16 protein-coding genes and 1 tRNA gene are annotated in these 15,375 nt (G+C 37.0%); 11 read left to right on the top strand and 6 right to left on the bottom strand.

Translation table 11 applies throughout. The features are described 5' to 3' along the window. Nucleotides 1-5: 5 nt before the first annotated feature. Nucleotides 6-443: a hypothetical protein gene (locus tag P164_RS15390; RefSeq protein WP_028377224.1), complete on the top strand. Its 438-nt coding sequence runs from the start codon at nucleotides 6-8 to the stop codon at nucleotides 441-443. Here the strand turns inward: P164_RS15390 and P164_RS15395 are convergent. The 4 genes from P164_RS15395 to P164_RS15410 all read right to left on the bottom strand — a co-directional run bounded on the left by P164_RS15395 (nucleotide 440) and on the right by P164_RS15410 (nucleotide 3,738). After that, nucleotides 440-580 (bottom strand): FeoB-associated Cys-rich membrane protein, encoded by a 141-nt coding sequence (locus P164_RS15395; protein WP_316930214.1) that lies wholly within the window; start codon nucleotides 578-580, stop codon nucleotides 440-442. The genes P164_RS15390 and P164_RS15395 overlap by 4 nt on opposite strands. 47 nt (nucleotides 581-627) lie before the next feature. After that, on the bottom strand, nucleotides 628-2,730 hold the full coding sequence (gene feoB, locus P164_RS15400; protein ID WP_028377225.1) for a ferrous iron transport protein B: 2,103 nt from the start codon (nucleotides 2,728-2,730) through the stop codon (nucleotides 628-630). Further along, the gene (locus P164_RS15405; RefSeq protein ID WP_410503393.1) at nucleotides 2,727-2,894 is read right to left on the bottom strand and encodes a ferrous iron transport protein A; all 168 of its coding nucleotides are present in this window, start codon (nucleotides 2,892-2,894) and stop codon (nucleotides 2,727-2,729) included. The genes feoB and P164_RS15405 overlap by 4 nt, the downstream gene beginning before the upstream one ends. A 163-nt stretch (nucleotides 2,895-3,057) precedes the next feature. Then, entirely contained in the window at nucleotides 3,058-3,738 is a 681-nt protein-coding gene (locus P164_RS15410; protein ID WP_028377227.1) for an SCO family protein, read from the bottom strand. A gap of 244 nt (nucleotides 3,739-3,982) precedes the next feature. On the opposite strand from P164_RS15410, the gene rseP reads away from it, so the two are divergent. Both rseP and P164_RS15420 read left to right on the top strand, forming a co-directional pair. Next, a complete protein-coding gene (gene rseP, locus P164_RS15415; RefSeq protein WP_028377228.1) occupies nucleotides 3,983-5,317 on the top strand; it encodes an RIP metalloprotease RseP in 1,335 nt (444 codons plus the stop codon). Between the two features lie 177 nt (nucleotides 5,318-5,494). Then, nucleotides 5,495-5,568 (top strand) — tRNA-Asn (locus tag P164_RS15420). A gap of 188 nt (nucleotides 5,569-5,756) precedes the next feature. Here P164_RS15420 and P164_RS15425 read toward each other — a convergent pair. Continuing rightward, nucleotides 5,757-6,737 (bottom strand): HNH endonuclease, encoded by a 981-nt coding sequence (locus P164_RS15425; RefSeq protein ID WP_234405873.1) that lies wholly within the window; start codon nucleotides 6,735-6,737, stop codon nucleotides 5,757-5,759. A gap of 255 nt (nucleotides 6,738-6,992) precedes the next feature. On the opposite strand from P164_RS15425, the gene P164_RS15430 reads away from it, so the two are divergent. Genes P164_RS15430 through P164_RS15440 form a run of 3 tightly spaced genes read left to right on the top strand, consistent with a single transcriptional unit; the run spans nucleotide 6,993 to nucleotide 8,301 of the window. After that, nucleotides 6,993-7,382, top strand: coding sequence for a hypothetical protein (locus P164_RS15430; protein ID WP_028377230.1), 390 nt, complete (start codon nucleotides 6,993-6,995; stop codon nucleotides 7,380-7,382). Then, nucleotides 7,379-7,573, top strand: a complete 195-nt coding sequence (locus P164_RS15435) for a helix-turn-helix transcriptional regulator (RefSeq protein ID WP_028377231.1) — start codon at nucleotides 7,379-7,381, stop codon at nucleotides 7,571-7,573. Before P164_RS15430 ends, P164_RS15435 begins: the two co-directional genes overlap by 4 nt. 14 nt (nucleotides 7,574-7,587) lie before the next feature. Continuing rightward, nucleotides 7,588-8,301 (top strand): TVP38/TMEM64 family protein, encoded by a 714-nt coding sequence (locus P164_RS15440; RefSeq protein ID WP_028377232.1) that lies wholly within the window; start codon nucleotides 7,588-7,590, stop codon nucleotides 8,299-8,301. On the opposite strand, the gene P164_RS15445 is transcribed toward P164_RS15440, so the two are convergent. Continuing rightward, on the bottom strand, nucleotides 8,281-8,643 hold the full coding sequence (locus P164_RS15445) for a hypothetical protein (RefSeq protein ID WP_125411788.1): 363 nt from the start codon (nucleotides 8,641-8,643) through the stop codon (nucleotides 8,281-8,283). The genes P164_RS15440 and P164_RS15445 overlap by 21 nt on opposite strands. 172 nt (nucleotides 8,644-8,815) lie before the next feature. Here P164_RS15445 and P164_RS15450 point away from each other — a divergent pair, with 172 nt between their 5' ends. From P164_RS15450 to P164_RS15470, 5 genes are all read left to right on the top strand, one after another. Then, on the top strand, nucleotides 8,816-9,568 hold the full coding sequence (locus tag P164_RS15450) for a lysophospholipid acyltransferase family protein (RefSeq protein WP_028377234.1): 753 nt from the start codon (nucleotides 8,816-8,818) through the stop codon (nucleotides 9,566-9,568). A gap of 16 nt (nucleotides 9,569-9,584) precedes the next feature. Continuing rightward, nucleotides 9,585-10,262, top strand: coding sequence for an HD domain-containing protein (locus tag P164_RS15455; RefSeq protein WP_117434323.1), 678 nt, complete (start codon nucleotides 9,585-9,587; stop codon nucleotides 10,260-10,262). A 447-nt stretch (nucleotides 10,263-10,709) separates the two neighbouring features. Further along, entirely contained in the window at nucleotides 10,710-11,696 is a 987-nt protein-coding gene (locus tag P164_RS15460) for a ribonucleotide-diphosphate reductase subunit beta (protein WP_028377236.1), read from the top strand. A 147-nt stretch (nucleotides 11,697-11,843) separates the two neighbouring features. Continuing rightward, nucleotides 11,844-14,372 (top strand): ribonucleoside-diphosphate reductase subunit alpha, encoded by a 2,529-nt coding sequence (locus tag P164_RS15465; protein ID WP_028377237.1) that lies wholly within the window; start codon nucleotides 11,844-11,846, stop codon nucleotides 14,370-14,372. Nucleotides 14,373-14,492: 120 nt separating this feature from the next. Further along, entirely contained in the window at nucleotides 14,493-15,332 is an 840-nt protein-coding gene (locus P164_RS15470; RefSeq protein WP_035899904.1) for a CPBP family intramembrane glutamic endopeptidase, read from the top strand. Nucleotides 15,333-15,375: the final 43 nt, after the last annotated feature.

Below are 15,375 nucleotides of genomic sequence, written 5' to 3' on the forward strand. Positions count from 1 at the left end.
GTATTATGAAAAAGCTAGCACTTATATTATTCAGTTTGTTTAGTGTGGTATCTACAGCGCAAACAATTGTTATATCTAATGATTCAATAAGTGCTAAAAAGCAGGTTCCTGAACCTCAATTTGTGGTACTAGTACCCTTTGGTAAACTTACTTCTTTTGGGGATGTGGCAATCAAAGTTACTAAAGTTGTAGATTCCAGATGTCCTAGTGACGTAATCTGTGTTTGGGCAGGAAACGTAGGTGTTGAGTATTCAGTATATAGAGATGGAAAATTTGTGGAAGACTGCAAAGCGATCTTAGGGGCAAAAGAAGAGTTTGTTAGTTTGCTAGATACTGCCGGTACAAGTCTTGCTGCACTTTCTGTACATCCTTATCCTAAAACTTCCGAAGAAAGAATATCCCAAAAAGATTATATTTTTAGTGTAGTTTGGAAGCAGAATTAGTGACAGCCACAGTTATCGCTTCCACAGGATTTATCACCCGATTTGCTGCTTAAAAATGCTGGTTTCCAAACATATTTAGTTACAAGATATCCTACAGCAACTAAAAAAATAAGAAGTACTATTATATTCTGTATCATAATAATTTTGTTTTTAATGGTTTGCTTTCGCTAAAGCGAAAAAACACTTAAATCAATACTTGATAAGCAATTAAAGCAACTACATAGGCAAAACCACTCATAATTACGACTTGTAGTATGGGCCACTTCCAGGTATTGGTCTCTCGTTTAACAATTGCCAGAGTACTCATACATTGCATTGCAAAAGCGTAAAATAATAGGAGGGAAACACCACTTGCCAGATTAAACAGCGGGCCACCTAAAATAGGATTTACTTCGCCTGCCATTCTGTTTTTAATAGTTTCTTCTTCGTCACTACCTACGCTATAAATGGTTGCTAGCGTGCCTACAAATACTTCACGGGCTGCAAATGAACTTACAATAGCGATGCCTATCTTCCAATCGTAACCTAAAGGACGCACAACAGGTTCTATAGCTTTACCCATATAGCCAATGTAGCTGTATTCCAGTTTTTCTGAAGCGATGTGTTTATCGAGTTCGCTTTCTGGGAAATCTCCGGCTTGCATGCGTTCAACAGCATTTGCTTCGGCATTATTAAAAGCATCTCCGGGACCATTAGAAGCTAAAACCCACAGCACAATAGAGATTGCAAGAATTATTTTACCGGCACCTACGATAAATGATTTTGTCTTTTCGATCACATTATAAGCAACGTTTTTAAACAACGGAAGCTTATAGTTAGGCATCTCAATAACAAAAAAGGTACGGCTTTTAATTTTAAGTATTCGATCTAAAAGCCAGGCAGAAAGTATTGCGGTACCAAACCCAATGAGGTATAACCCCATAAGTACTAAACTCTGTAGATTGAAAATGTAAAGTACTTGTTGGTCTGGTATAACTAATGAGATGATGATAAGATATACCGGCAATCGTGCGCTACAGGTTGTAAATGGGGTGACGAGAATGGTAATAAGGCGTTCTTTCCAGTTTTCGATATTACGGGTAGCCATAATCGCAGGAATCGCACAGGCAGTACCCGAAACCAGTGGTACAACGCTTTTTCCGCTTAGGCCAAAACGACGCATAATACGATCCATCAAAAAGACCACACGACTCATATACCCACTTTCTTCGAGTATAGAAATAAAGAGAAATAAAAAGGCAATCTGCGGAATAAAAATTACAATACCTCCTAAACCGGGTATGATTCCTTCGGCGATAAGACTTGTAAACGCACCCGGTGGCATCGTATTACGTACCCATTCTCCCATTGCGGCAAAAGACTCATCAATAAGGTCCATAGGGTAGGAAGACCAGTCGTAAATCGCCTGAAAAATAAGCAGTAAAATCGCAAAAAATATGATGTATCCCCAGAATTTATGAGTAAGCACGCGATCTAGTCTGCTGCGCAAATCTTTAGCTGCCAGATGATCTATACTCAGTGTTTCTTTTAGAACACCATTTATAAACTGGTAGCGTACAATAGTTTCTTTTTGCTGTAAACGTTTAAGATTAGATTTACTTTCGGTTTGAAAACTGGTAATACTTTGCATTTCATTACGGTCAAGTTTACCAAAATTTACATCCTGGGTAATAACCAACCATAATTTGTACAAATCCTGTTTCGGAAATGCTTTGCGTAAGCGATCAAAGTATTCTGGCGCAATTACCGAAGCATTTACACAAGGTTCAACAGAGAGTTCTTTATAATTTGTAATTAGTTCTTTAAGATTCTCAAAGCCGGTGTTTTTACGCGAGCTCACCAGTGCAATTTTGGTCTGCAGACGCTCTTCAAGCTTTTCAATATCTAGCGTAATGGCTTTACGCTGCATACGATCTGCCATATTGATAACCAGAATCGTAGGTATTTTTAAATCTTTAATTTGAGTAAACAGCAGCAGATTCCGTTTTAGGTTTTCTACATCAGAAACCACAACGGCGACGTCTGGATAATCTTTATCGTTTTTATTTAAAAGTAATTCTATAACCACATTCTCATCAAGAGAGCTGGCATTAAGGCTGTAGGTACCAGGAAGATCAAGTATATGTGCTTTAACCCCTCGAGGAAGTTTGCATATACCTTCTTTCTTTTCTACCGTAATTCCCGGGTAGTTTCCTACCTGTTGTTTAAGACCGGTTAATTGATTAAAAACGGAAGTCTTACCGGTATTAGGGTTTCCTATAAGGGCTACGTTTAACTGTTTACTCATTGCGAGAGCTTTTCTACAAGGATATGACTGGCAGTTTCTTTACGTATTGCCAGGTGACTACCATTGATGTTGAGATACATGGGGTCTTTAAACGGTGCAATCTGAACCAATTCTACTTCATTACCGGGCAGGCAGCCCATTTCTAAAAGCTTAAGAGGTACCATATCTAAGGTAAACTCTTTAATTATAGCTTTCTCGCCACGCTTCAGAAGATCTAATGAAATAATCAAAATTTATTTAGATTGAATTTAAACAAGGCAAAAGTAATGGAAAAGCAACAGACTCGAAAAGATTTGAGGTATAAAGTATGCTTAAAATAGCAGGTATTTAGTCGTAAACCCGACTTTCAATTTGTTGAAGTATAGCAATGTCTTCTAGCAATTGCTCAATAGCTTCGGGATCTGTACCGTCATAAAAGCCTCTAATTCGTTTTTCAGAATCAATGAGCATAAAATTTTCAGTATGTATCATATCATATTTATCGCCATTTCCCGCAGTTTTTACAGCCAAATAACTCTTTCGCGCCAGCTCATAAATTTCTTTTTTGGGTCCTGTAACGAGATTCCATTGTGCATCATTAACCCCTTTTTCTATAGCATAGCGTTTTAATTGAGCTACGGTATCTGTTGCAGGTATCACCGTGTGTGAGAGTAGTTTTACTTTGGGATTGTTTTTAAGCTTTTCCTGTATTTGCACCATATGTTCGGTCATAATAGGGCAAATCGTCTGGCAGGTGGTAAAGAAAAAATCGGCTACGTAAATCCCGGGATAGTCTTTTTGAGTAATGGTATCTCCGTTTTGATTAACCAGTTTAAAGTCGGCAATTTTGTGGTATTTTTTTACAAACTGAACCGTGCTGTCTACAAGTGTATTATCTACCATCGTAGGTTGGTAAATAGGCAGGCTGGGTTCTGGTTTAAGAAGGGTATAAAATATGTAAAGAATTACTGCGGAAAGGATCACCATTACAATGGCAAACTTTTTGTACTTAGCAAAAAACTGAAGCATAAACTGCGTTTTAGATTACAAAATTACAACCCGAATCGCGCCTGGCAAAAGTATTCTAAGGCTATCTTTTTAAATGCCCGCTGCAGCACGCTGTAAATACTTTTGTATGCGGATGTAAAAGGTTACTTTTGTGCACTTTTTAAGGCCCCTTGCCTTTTAATTAATATAGTATTTTTAGTTTTTAAGGTATCTTTTATTCCCTGTAATACGTGATTAGATTGATACCTTTAGTTATATAAAATTTATGGATCCATTTTTTGTAAAAGGTGCTCAGCTTTTTCTGAGTCTTTCAATATTAATCGTACTTCACGAGTTTGGTCATTTTATACCGGCCCGTTTATTTAAAATACGTGTAGAGAAATTCTTCCTGTTTTTTGATGTCAAATTTGCCCTGTTTAAAAAACAAATTGGGGAAACAGTTTATGGTATAGGCTGGTTGCCTCTGGGTGGTTATGTAAAAATCGCCGGGATGATAGATGAGAGTATGGATAAGGAGGCTATGGCTCAGGAACCTAAAGAATGGGAATTTCGTTCTAAGCCGGCCTGGCAGCGACTTATCGTTATGATAGGTGGAGTTACCGTAAATATTGTGCTAGGATTCTTTATCTACATAATGATCATTGCAACTTATGGGGATGAGTATTCTACACCAGAAGATTTAAAATACGGCTTTGGTTTCACCCCTACGATGGAGCAGTATGGCTTTGAACAGGGAGACAAAATACTTGCTGTAAATGGTGAAGAATTAGAAGATCAGTTAGCGTTTCCGCAAATGTTAATGATGCGTGATGTTTCTAAAGTTACGGTACTTCACGAAAACGGAAGTCAGGAAGAATTAAGCCTTCCTGATGATATTGGGATGCAGTTGTTTAAATCTGGTGAGATGTTTGGGGTTAACTTTCCGCGTACACCGGTCTATTTAGATTCGGTTTTTGGAGGTGCAGAACAAGCAGGAGTACTGGGGACCGATGAATTATTGAAAATAAATGATTACCCCATAAAATATAAAAGTGATGCGAGTTACGCCTTGCAGGCTAAAAAAGATAGTATCGCAACCATTACCGTTTCTCGGGACGGAGTAGAGCGCAAATTTGAAATCCCTATGGGTGATCAAAAAATGGTAGGAGTAGGTTTTGGCTTTGCAGATAAAGACTATTTAATGCCAGAACGTCGTAAGCGGGAATATGGTATTGGAGAAAGTATTAGTAGAGGTGTAGGTTATGGGTATGATAAATTGAGGGACTATGTAACTCAGTTTAAATATGTGTTTACTTCTAAAGGAGCCTCTCAGGTAGGTGGTTTTGGAGCGATTGCAGGCCTTTTTCCTGACACATGGAACTGGTTGTCCTTTTGGGAAACTACCGCGTTTATATCGATCATACTGGCGTTTATGAATATTTTACCTATACCGGCATTAGATGGTGGGCACGTAATGTTCTTATTGTATGAAATTATTACCGGAAGAAAACCTAGCGACAAATTTTTAGAATATGCGCAAATGATAGGCTTCTTCTTGCTAATTGCCTTAGTATTATATGCTAACGGAAACGATGTGTATCGCTGGATCACGGGTGGATAAGCTTAGAAAAACAATTTTTAAAATGCTTTAAAAAAGTTTTTTAAAAATTGTTTTGTGGGTTTAAATAGTTGTGTATATTTGCATCCGCTTTCAGCAAATAAGCGAAACGTTCTTTAAGACATAACAAACTTCAACATTGCGATGTTGATAGATGATTTTAAAAATTTAAAGATAAATTCCTCCTTAGCTCAGTTGGTTAGAGCATTTGACTGTTAATCAAAGGGTCCTTGGTTCGAGCCCAAGAGGGGGAGCAAAATTAAGCCTTAACTAATTCTAGTTGAGGCTTTTTTGTTTTTAGGCGGTTTGGTTTATCTAACCGTTTATCTAAAATAGATTAGACAGCAGAAGAAAAAGGTAGCTCTTCTTATGAGTTGGCTAATATTGCAATGAGTTTAAGTTTAATGGAAGCTAGATAAGCTTTAAGTGAAATTTAAATTTTCTAACCTAGAAAAACCTCTTGATTATGCCAAGCTAAAGCTTCAACAGAAGGTAGATACTTTTCATATTTAGGCAATTTAATTGGAAATCCACTAAGATCTAGAAGCTCTCTCGTAGATTCAGATTCATTTATAGAAGAAGAGATTTGCACTTTATACTTTAAGTCTATCGTTATGAGACCTCTATCAAATGCTCTATGCAAAGTAGGGCTTAAGGATATGCCATTGCTTATAGTATCATCCTGACTTTGACTAAAAGGAATTATGTGGCAGGCGTCAACCATCTGAAAATTATGATTGGAAATGACTTTTAATCCTGAAATACAACAAGTATAGTCATATATCTTAGGTACTGTTTTTTTGAATACACCTCCTCTAACAAATAATTCCTCTTCAAAATTAGTTTCTTCAAGTTTAGCTTTAATACTATTCAATTTTAATACGTATTCAGCTCTTGAATCATTTAATATTTGTTGCTCTATTATGTTTTCTAAATATCCTTGTTTATTAGCTTGAAGAGCAAGTGTATGTCCCGGAAAGTATGACTCTAATAGAAATTTCTTCATTATAATTCTATAGGACTGTATTTGAAGTAATTCAAATAATTCCTTGTCAATTTCAGCAAAGGCAACTAGTTCAATAAGTTTGTAAATGCTTTTTGCACTTTTCATTTTATCAAACGTTCTTTCAAAACCCATTCGAGGAATTAATCTATAAAAAGGTTCACTTTTCATGTGGAAAAAAGGAAGGGCAAAATTATCGTGATGCCCTGTTTCAACTAAAGCAGCAAAATATTCTTTAAATCTTAATACCAATTCTGGAGTAATGTCAAATCTATTACTAGTTAATAGACCTCTTTCAGCAATATCTATGATAGAAATCAGAAGAATAGGCTTGTGAGGAGCTTTGCCAAAGCCAGGATTAAAACCTCTATTCAATTTCTTGAAATGGTTTAAATATTTTACTAATAATTCTTCCATCATTGTTTAAGTCCATTATTGAAATTTAAACTTTTCATCATGAATTAAAGAAAATGATGTAGAAAAAATCTGATAATAAAAGGCCTCTTTGTTCTTATACATTTCGTTTTCATCTCCTTACCACTCTCAACTTACCCTATCAATACTTTACACAAAAATTCGATTTTCATAAATTTCTCAATGTAAAGCTTGCTTTACATTTGAAAATAGGTTTATATTTGTAAAGTGTACTTTACATTAATCAAAAAACAATCAATTATGAAATCAAAACAGAAATTTTCAAAAAAGTATCTTCTAATGTGGGCATTAGCCTGGGTGTGTACCACAGCCCTGGTAACCTTTGGCTCTATGTATTTATGGGAATCATCACTGCTTACGGGCATTGCTATTATACTAAGTCTGGCTGTGGGAGTAGGTATGGTGCTTGCTAATAGAAAATTTGTAAACGCGGCTGATGAGTTGCAACGTAAAATTCAATTAGAATCTATGGGGCTTACGCTTGGGCTCACCGTTGTGGTAGGTCTTGCCTATTCTCAATTAGATACTACCGGCTTACTCAATTCTGATGCTGAGATTAGCACCCTGTTGTTGTTTATGGGGGTGACGTATATAGTTTGTACTGCCATTAATAGCCGAAAGTACTCATGAAAAACAACATCAAAACGCTAAGAGCCACGTTTGATTTCACTCAGGAAGATTTGGCAAACCGCATAGAAGTCTCGCGGCAGACGATTAATGCCATAGAAAAAGGTAAATTTGACCCAAGTTTACCTACCGCTTTTAGACTCGCAGCTGTATTTAAATGTACCATAGAAGAGCTGTTTGTCTATGAGCCCTAGTCTAAAATGTTACCATGCAGAAATTTATCTCAAATAATCTACCTAAACTGGTTTCGGTCTTGCTGTTTTTAAGTCTGGTACTGGCCTATTTTTTTATCCCAGATGTGCAAACCTTTTTTAATAAGGCCTGGCAGATTTTAACCAGTGGCGATGAGCAGCGTATTGAGAAGTGGGTCTCTTCCTTTGGCTGGGTAGGACCTGTTGTGTTAATTGTAGCCATGATCGCCCAGATGTTTTTAATTATAATTCCCTCTGTAGTACTTATGGCTGTTTGTATTCTTGCCTACGGGCCCGTCTGGGGAAGTTTACTCGTGTTTGTGGCTATAGGGTGTGCTTCTAGCGTAGGGTATCTTTTGGGTAAAAAATTAGGATCTGGATTAATTAATAAATTGATAGGTTCTTCTACCGAAGCTAAGCTCGAAGATTTTATTGAGGATTATGGCTTTTGGGCTATTGCAATAACACGCTTAAATCCGTTTTTATCTAATGATGCAATTAGTTTTGTAGGCGGAATATTAAAAATGAATTATCTGCGATTTATAAGCGCCACACTTCTTGGGGTAGCGCCATTAACAGTCTTTATTGCAATAATGGGAGAGCGCTCTGAAGGTATGAAAACCGGACTTTTATGGGGTTCTGTAGTAAGTCTTGTGATTTTTGGCCTGTATGTGTATTGGAGTAAACGTCGTAAAAAGAAACTCAATAAATCACCAGAGTCTAAGAAATAATAAAGTGCCTAAAAGCATACTGTTGTAAAATACAAATTCAGAAAAATCAAAGCCGGCAAAAAAGCCCCTAAATCTTCCGGTGTAATCTGTAGCGCTTACTGAAGTATTTACGTAAAATGCTTCAAAAGGCCAGAAACCGTCAGACGTATGCTCTAAATACCCAACTTGTTGCAACTGGGACTTTAAGCCGATCTCTGAATCTGTTAACAAAAAAATCTCCACCGTCTTATGTTCTGCAGTAGCCTTTATTTTTGGGGAGATACCAAAATAATTAACGCTTAAGGCAACACAGTTCATGAGCACCAGAAAAACAGTAATTCGTATTTTAAGAGATCTTTTCATTTCTATTTCTTAATAGCGAAGATACAGGAGCATGCTTAGGTGTGTTAGGGGGTTTCTCCCCAGAAATGGGTATGCTTTCAATTGAGACCAATCGGGTTTATTTTAAACAATCATTATCTTTAAATTTGTAGGTTTAGCGCGAAGTCTTTTCTTTGCCTTCAATGTTTGCACGATGAGAAAACTAATAGCATACCCCTTAAGTATTATCTTCTATCTCGCTTTTGGCCTGGTAATCGTAATTTTTCATCCCATACAATGGTTGTGTTATAACCTTTTAGGATATCAGGCGCATAAAAAGAGTGTAGATTACCTCAATTTTATGATTATGCGTACGCTCAATCTATTGGGCACACGTTTTAGTTTTGAAAATAAGCATACGATAAAGCGCGATCAGCCTATAATTATTGTGGCAAACCATCAGGGGCAGTGGGATATTCCGCCTATAATCTGGTATTTAAGACGTCTTCACCCTAAGTTTGTAAGCAAAGTAGAGCTGGGCAGGGGTATTCCCAGTATCTCATATAACCTGCGTAAAGGAGGTTCAGCATTAATAGACCGAAAAGACAAAAGACAATCTATACTTGCAATACGGGATCTCACTAAAACATTGAATGCGACAAACAGATCTGTTGTAATTTTTCCGGAAGGAACACGCAGTAAAACCGGTATCCCAAAGGAATTTGCTAAAGGAGGTTTAGTTACATTGTTTAAATCTATGCCCACAGCTTTAATCGTGCCTGTCACCATTAATAATTCGTGGAAGTTGATGCGCTGGGGAGGTTTTCCGCAAGACATAGGGGTTCACGTAAAGCATCACGTACACACACCTATTCCGGTAGCAAATCACGATCCTGAAGAATTGGTGAAAATTGTACAGGCCGTGGTTTTGGCAGACTTTAAAGAAATACGACAGCACAGATCTTAATTTAAAATATCTTCAATTGAACGCGCTTTTACACTTACATAAATCAGACATCGAACTCATTGAGAAAACCAGTGTTTTTGTAAAAACAACGCTTTTAAATGCTGAAGGGGGCCACGACTGGTTTCATACCTTACGTGTTTATAAAAATGCGTTGCATATCGCACAGGGCGAAACGTGTAATATTATGGTTGTTGCCCTAGGCGCTTTACTGCATGATATTGCAGATTCAAAATTTCACGATGGTGATGAGCACGTAGGTCCACGAGTTGCACGGGAGTTTTTAAAAAAAGAAAATGCTGCAGAAAGTCTCATTGAGGCTGTGATTCTTATTATTGAAAATATCTCGTTTAAAGGCGGAAACCGAAAGACAGAGCATAACAGTATTGAGCTAAAAATCGTGCAGGATGCAGACCGACTAGATGCGATAGGAGCTATTGGGATAGCGCGAACTTTTAATTATGGCGGCTTTAAAAATCGAAAATTATACGATCCTGCTATACCGCCAAAACTAGATATGACTGTTGAAGAATATAAGAAGTCTGATGCGCCCACCATTAACCACTTCTACGAGAAGCTTTTACTTCTTAAAGACCGTATGCATACTGAGACGGCAAAAAAAATAGCGGCAAAGCGGCACGAGTTTATGGAAGATTTTTTAACTCAATTCTATGCAGAATGGGAGGGAAGCTTGTAATTATTGCCCTGTTTAGATTTTCGGTTTAGATTGCTTTTTAACACTAAAAAACGACAAGGGGCTAAAGTGAATTACTTAATCTATAAGGAAGCTTGTAACTGTTAAAGTTTAGTACTCTTCTTGATAAGAAAATAGCATTTTTAATAACTTTTTCAGCCTAAAAAAAGCTCAGGTAAAACACTTTTAAACGCCTGTAATTGCACTTGCTAAGGAGCTTTTTAGAGGTTAAAAAACGGTATATTTCTAAGTATTATATATTGGTATAATTACCTCGTTTTCAAGTTTTTGCAATGGTTTTCTGCATGTTGTAGGTAAATTCTTGTTTATGCTCAATGTTGAAAACTTTGTTGAAAACGTCAGGCCGCTTTTCGGCTTTAACCCTTCTTTTTTTTTGATATTTGTTAGTCCCTAATTATCGGTACTTAATCACTAAAAAAATAGACGGACATGAGTAATGCAGTAGAGCCAATTTTACAGGAAAACAAAAATCGATTTGTGATTTTTCCAATACAACACCCTGATATCTGGGAGTGGTACAAAAAATCTGAAGCGAGTTTTTGGACTGCAGAAGAGATTGATCTACACCAGGATCTTTCAGACTGGACCACTAAGCTAAATGCAGATGAGCGTTACTTTATAAAACATATTTTAGCATTCTTTGCCGCTTCAGACGGTATCGTAAATGAAAATCTTGCAGAAAACTTCGTAAATGAAGTACAATATTCTGAGGCTAAATTTTTCTACGGCTTTCAGATTATGATGGAAAATATTCATTCTGAAACGTACTCGTTGCTTATTGATACCTACGTTAAAGATGAAAAAGAAAAAGATCAGCTATTCAATGCGATCGAAACCTTTCCTGCAATCAAGAAAAAAGCAGACTGGGCTTTAAAATGGATTGACAGTCCTTCTTTTGCTGAGCGTTTAATCGCTTTTGCAGCCGTTGAAGGTATTTTCTTTTCTGGGGCATTTTGTTCAATCTTCTGGTTAAAGAAAAGAGGACTTATGCCAGGTCTTACGTTCTCAAATGAGTTGATTTCCAGAGATGAGGGTGTACATTGTGATTTTGCGGTGCACTTGCACAACAATCACTTGATAAATAAAGTTCCTAAAGAACGCATTCGCGAGATTATTGTTGATGCTTTAAATATTGAGCGTGAGTTTATTACAGAGTCACTTCCTGCTAGTTTAATAGGAATGAATTCTAAATTAATGACACAATATCTTGAGTTTGTTACAGATAGATTGCTTGTAGAGTTAGAGTGCGAGAAGGAGTACAATACCACAAATCCATTTGATTTTATGGATATGATTTCCCTTCAGGGTAAAACTAACTTCTTTGAGAAGCGTGTAGGTGAGTACCAGAAGGCAGGTGTTGCAAGCGGAAGCGGCGGCACCGAAGGTCAAAAAATTAGCTTTGATGCTGATTTTTAGATTATAATTTTCATTTTGGCTTAGGCCAAATACACAATACCATATTTATTTTAATTCAGGTTAAAATGTATTTCATTTTGACCCATAAACCACTTTTTTCAAAATTTCGCCAAAATAATTTTGAAAAATCTTTAAAACTGAAGCCTTATGTATGTAGTAAAAAGGGATGGCCGCAAAGAGCCGGTAATGTTTGACAAGATCACTGCACGTATTAAAAAACTGTGTTATGGTCTAAACCCGCTGGTTGATCCGGTTAAAATTTCGCTTCGTGTTATTGAAGGTTTATATGATGGTGTAACCACCAGTGAGCTTGATAATTTAGCTGCAGAAGTTGCGGCTACAATGACGACATCTCACCCAGATTATGCCAAGTTAGCTGCTCGTGTTTCTGTATCTAACCTGCATAAAAACACCAAGAAAACCTTTAGTGAGGTGGTGACAGATTTGTATGAGTACGTGAACCCACGTACCGGTAAAAAAGCGCCGCTTATTGCAGATGATGTATATGCAGTAATTAGCAAGCATAAAGAAGAACTTGATTCTTCAATAATTTACAGCAGAGACTTTGGTTACGATTATTTTGGCTTTAAAACATTAGAACGTTCTTATTTATTAAAGATAAATGGTAAGATAGCAGAGCGCCCGCAGCATATGCTTATGCGCGTTGCTGTAGGTATTCACTTAGACGACCTTGCTTCGGTAAAGGAAACGTATGAGTTGATGTCTAAAAAGTTCTTTACGCACGCTACACCTACCTTATTCAATTCGGGTACACCTAAACCTCAAATGTCTTCTTGTTTCTTACTTACAATGCAAGATGACAGTATAGATGGTATTTACGATACCTTAAAGCAAACGGCGAAAATTTCGCAGAGTGCAGGAGGTATAGGCTTGTCTATTCATAATGTTAGAGCTACAGGGTCTTATATAGGGGGTACTAACGGTACTTCAAATGGTATTGTCCCTATGTTGCGCGTTTATAACGACACCGCGAGGTATGTAGATCAGGGCGGTGGAAAGCGTAAAGGTTCGTTTGCAATGTATATTGAGCCATGGCACGCAGATATTTTTGACTTCTTAGATTTAAAGAAGAACCACGGTAAAGAAGAGATGCGTGCACGTGATTTATTTTATGCAATGTGGATTCCAGATTTATTTATGGAGCGTGTTCAGAATAATGATACCTGGACGCTGATGTGTCCTAACGAGTGTCCTAACTTATTCAATGTTCACAGTGAAGAGTTTGAGCAGTTATACTTAAAATATGAATCTGAAGGTAAAGGGCGCAAGACCATAAAAGCACGCGAACTTTGGGAGAAAATTTTAGAATCTCAGATTGAGACAGGAACCCCTTATATGTTGTATAAGGATGCTGCTAACCGTAAGTCAAACCAGCAAAATTTAGGTACCATACGTTCTTCTAACTTATGTACTGAAATTATGGAATATACAAGCCCTGATGAAGTTGCGGTTTGTAACCTTGCTTCTATAGGTTTGCCTATGTTTATTAAAGACGGGCAGTTTGACCATAAAGAATTATATAGAATTACAAAACGAGTAACCCGTAATTTAAATAGAGTTATAGACCGTAATTACTACCCGGTTAAAGAAGCAGAAAACAGTAACCTGCGTCACCGCCCTATTGGTTTAGGTGTTCAGGGTCTTGCAGATACATTTATAAAATTACGTTTACCATTTACCTCTGATGAAGCGAAGAAACTGAATCAGGAAATTTTTGAAACCCTTTATTTTGCAGCAGTAACCGCATCAAAAGAAATGGCACAAGAGGAAGGAGCATACTCTACATTTGAAGGTTCGCCTATTTCTAAAGGAGAATTTCAGCACAACTTATGGGGAATTAAAGATGAAGAATTAAGCGGTCGCTGGGATTGGGGTAAACTGCGTGCAGAAGTTATGGAGCACGGTGTGCGTAACTCGTTATTGGTTGCACCTATGCCTACTGCTTCTACCTCACAGATTTTAGGAAATAATGAAGCATTTGAGCCGTATACTTCTAATATTTACACAAGACGTGTACTCTCTGGTGAGTTTATTGTTGTAAACAAACACCTCCTTGAAGACCTGGTTGAATTAGGCTTATGGGATGAAGAATTAAAGCAAGCGATTATGCGTGCAAATGGTTCTATACAGCACATAGATGGTATTCCGGAAGATTTAAAAGAGCTTTATAAAACCGTTTGGGAATTAAGTATGAAAGACATTATTGATATGTCTCGTCATCGTGGATATTTTATTGACCAGTCTCAATCACTCAACCTGTTTATGGAGAACGCAAACTTCTCTAAGCTTACTTCAATGCACTTCTATGCCTGGAAAAGTGGTCTTAAAACAGGAATGTATTATTTAAGAACGAAGTCTGCAGTAGATGCGATTAAGTTCACACTTAATAAAGAATCAAAGCAAGAGCCCGTTCAAGAAATACATGTAGCTCAGCGCGCTGCTGAAACGCTAAAAGCTACGGCAGGACCCATTCATAGACCTGACTCTGTTGAAGAGCGTGCTAAGCCTTACGAAGTAAAAGAAGCGGCATCTGTAGAGGTAGCTGTAGAAAAAGAAATAAACACAGAACCTATGAGTGCTGCAGAAATGAAAGCAATCATAGCGCAGGCAAAAGCAGCCGAAGGTGATGATGATTGCCTAATGTGTGGTTCTTAATAACAATTTAAGTAGTTAATTGAAAATCGCCCTTTCTATTCGTTTAGAGAGGGCTTTTTTTATGCGGAATAAGTAGTGTTTTGCTAACATTGTAAAACTCAAATTAAACTAAAATTTAGCATGGAAAGGGAAAAAAGGGGATGGGCTCGTGTGCTGCTCTTTATACTGCCTTATATATTTATTGCTGGTGGGATACAGATACTGGGTGCTTATGTGTGTGGTATTGAATATCCATCAAATGAGCATACGTATATAGAGCAATTTCTACTGAAATTTTTCGAGTTTTTAGGAACCTTATTGGCCTTATGGATTTTCATGAAATACGTAGATAAGAGGCCTTTTGTAGCATTAGGCTTCTCTTTTAAAAACCGAAGAAAAGAACTTTTAGCAGGTTTTTTATTAGGTACACTTATTATGGCTTTTGCATTTAGTTTTCTTACTGTTTTAGATGAAATTATTTTTAAGAGTATAGATTTTAATAGGAGGGATGCTCTTGTTTCTATACTTCTATTTGCCGTAGTTGCGGTCGCAGAAGAGGTCGTGTTGAGAGGTTATGTATTGCGCAATTTAATGTTGAGTTTTAATAAATATATAGCACTTATTGTTTCTTCTGTGCTATTTGCAGCAATGCACGGGTTAAATCCCAATCTTGATGATATGGCATTTATAAACCTGTTTCTTGCGGGTGTACTTTTAGGCATTTCGTATGTATATACGAGAAATCTATGGTTTCCTATAGGCTTGCATTTTAGCTGGAATCTCTTTCAGTCCTATTTTGGGTTTAATGTAAGTGGTCAGGATTTCTACTCCATCGTTAAATTTGATATTCAGGATGCTAATCTTTTAAATGGCGGTGCATTTGGTTTTGAAGGATCAATTCTGGCTGTGTGTATTCAAATTTTCGCAATAGTTTTTATATATAAATACTATAAGTGCAGGAAAGCTATCAACGATATTTAGTTGGTTTTGGCACAAAATAAAAAAGCCGAAAACACAATGCGTT

Origin of the sequence: Leeuwenhoekiella sp. MAR_2009_132 (genome assembly GCF_000687915.1) — a bacterium.
Lineage (GTDB): Bacteria > Bacteroidota > Bacteroidia > Flavobacteriales > Flavobacteriaceae > Leeuwenhoekiella.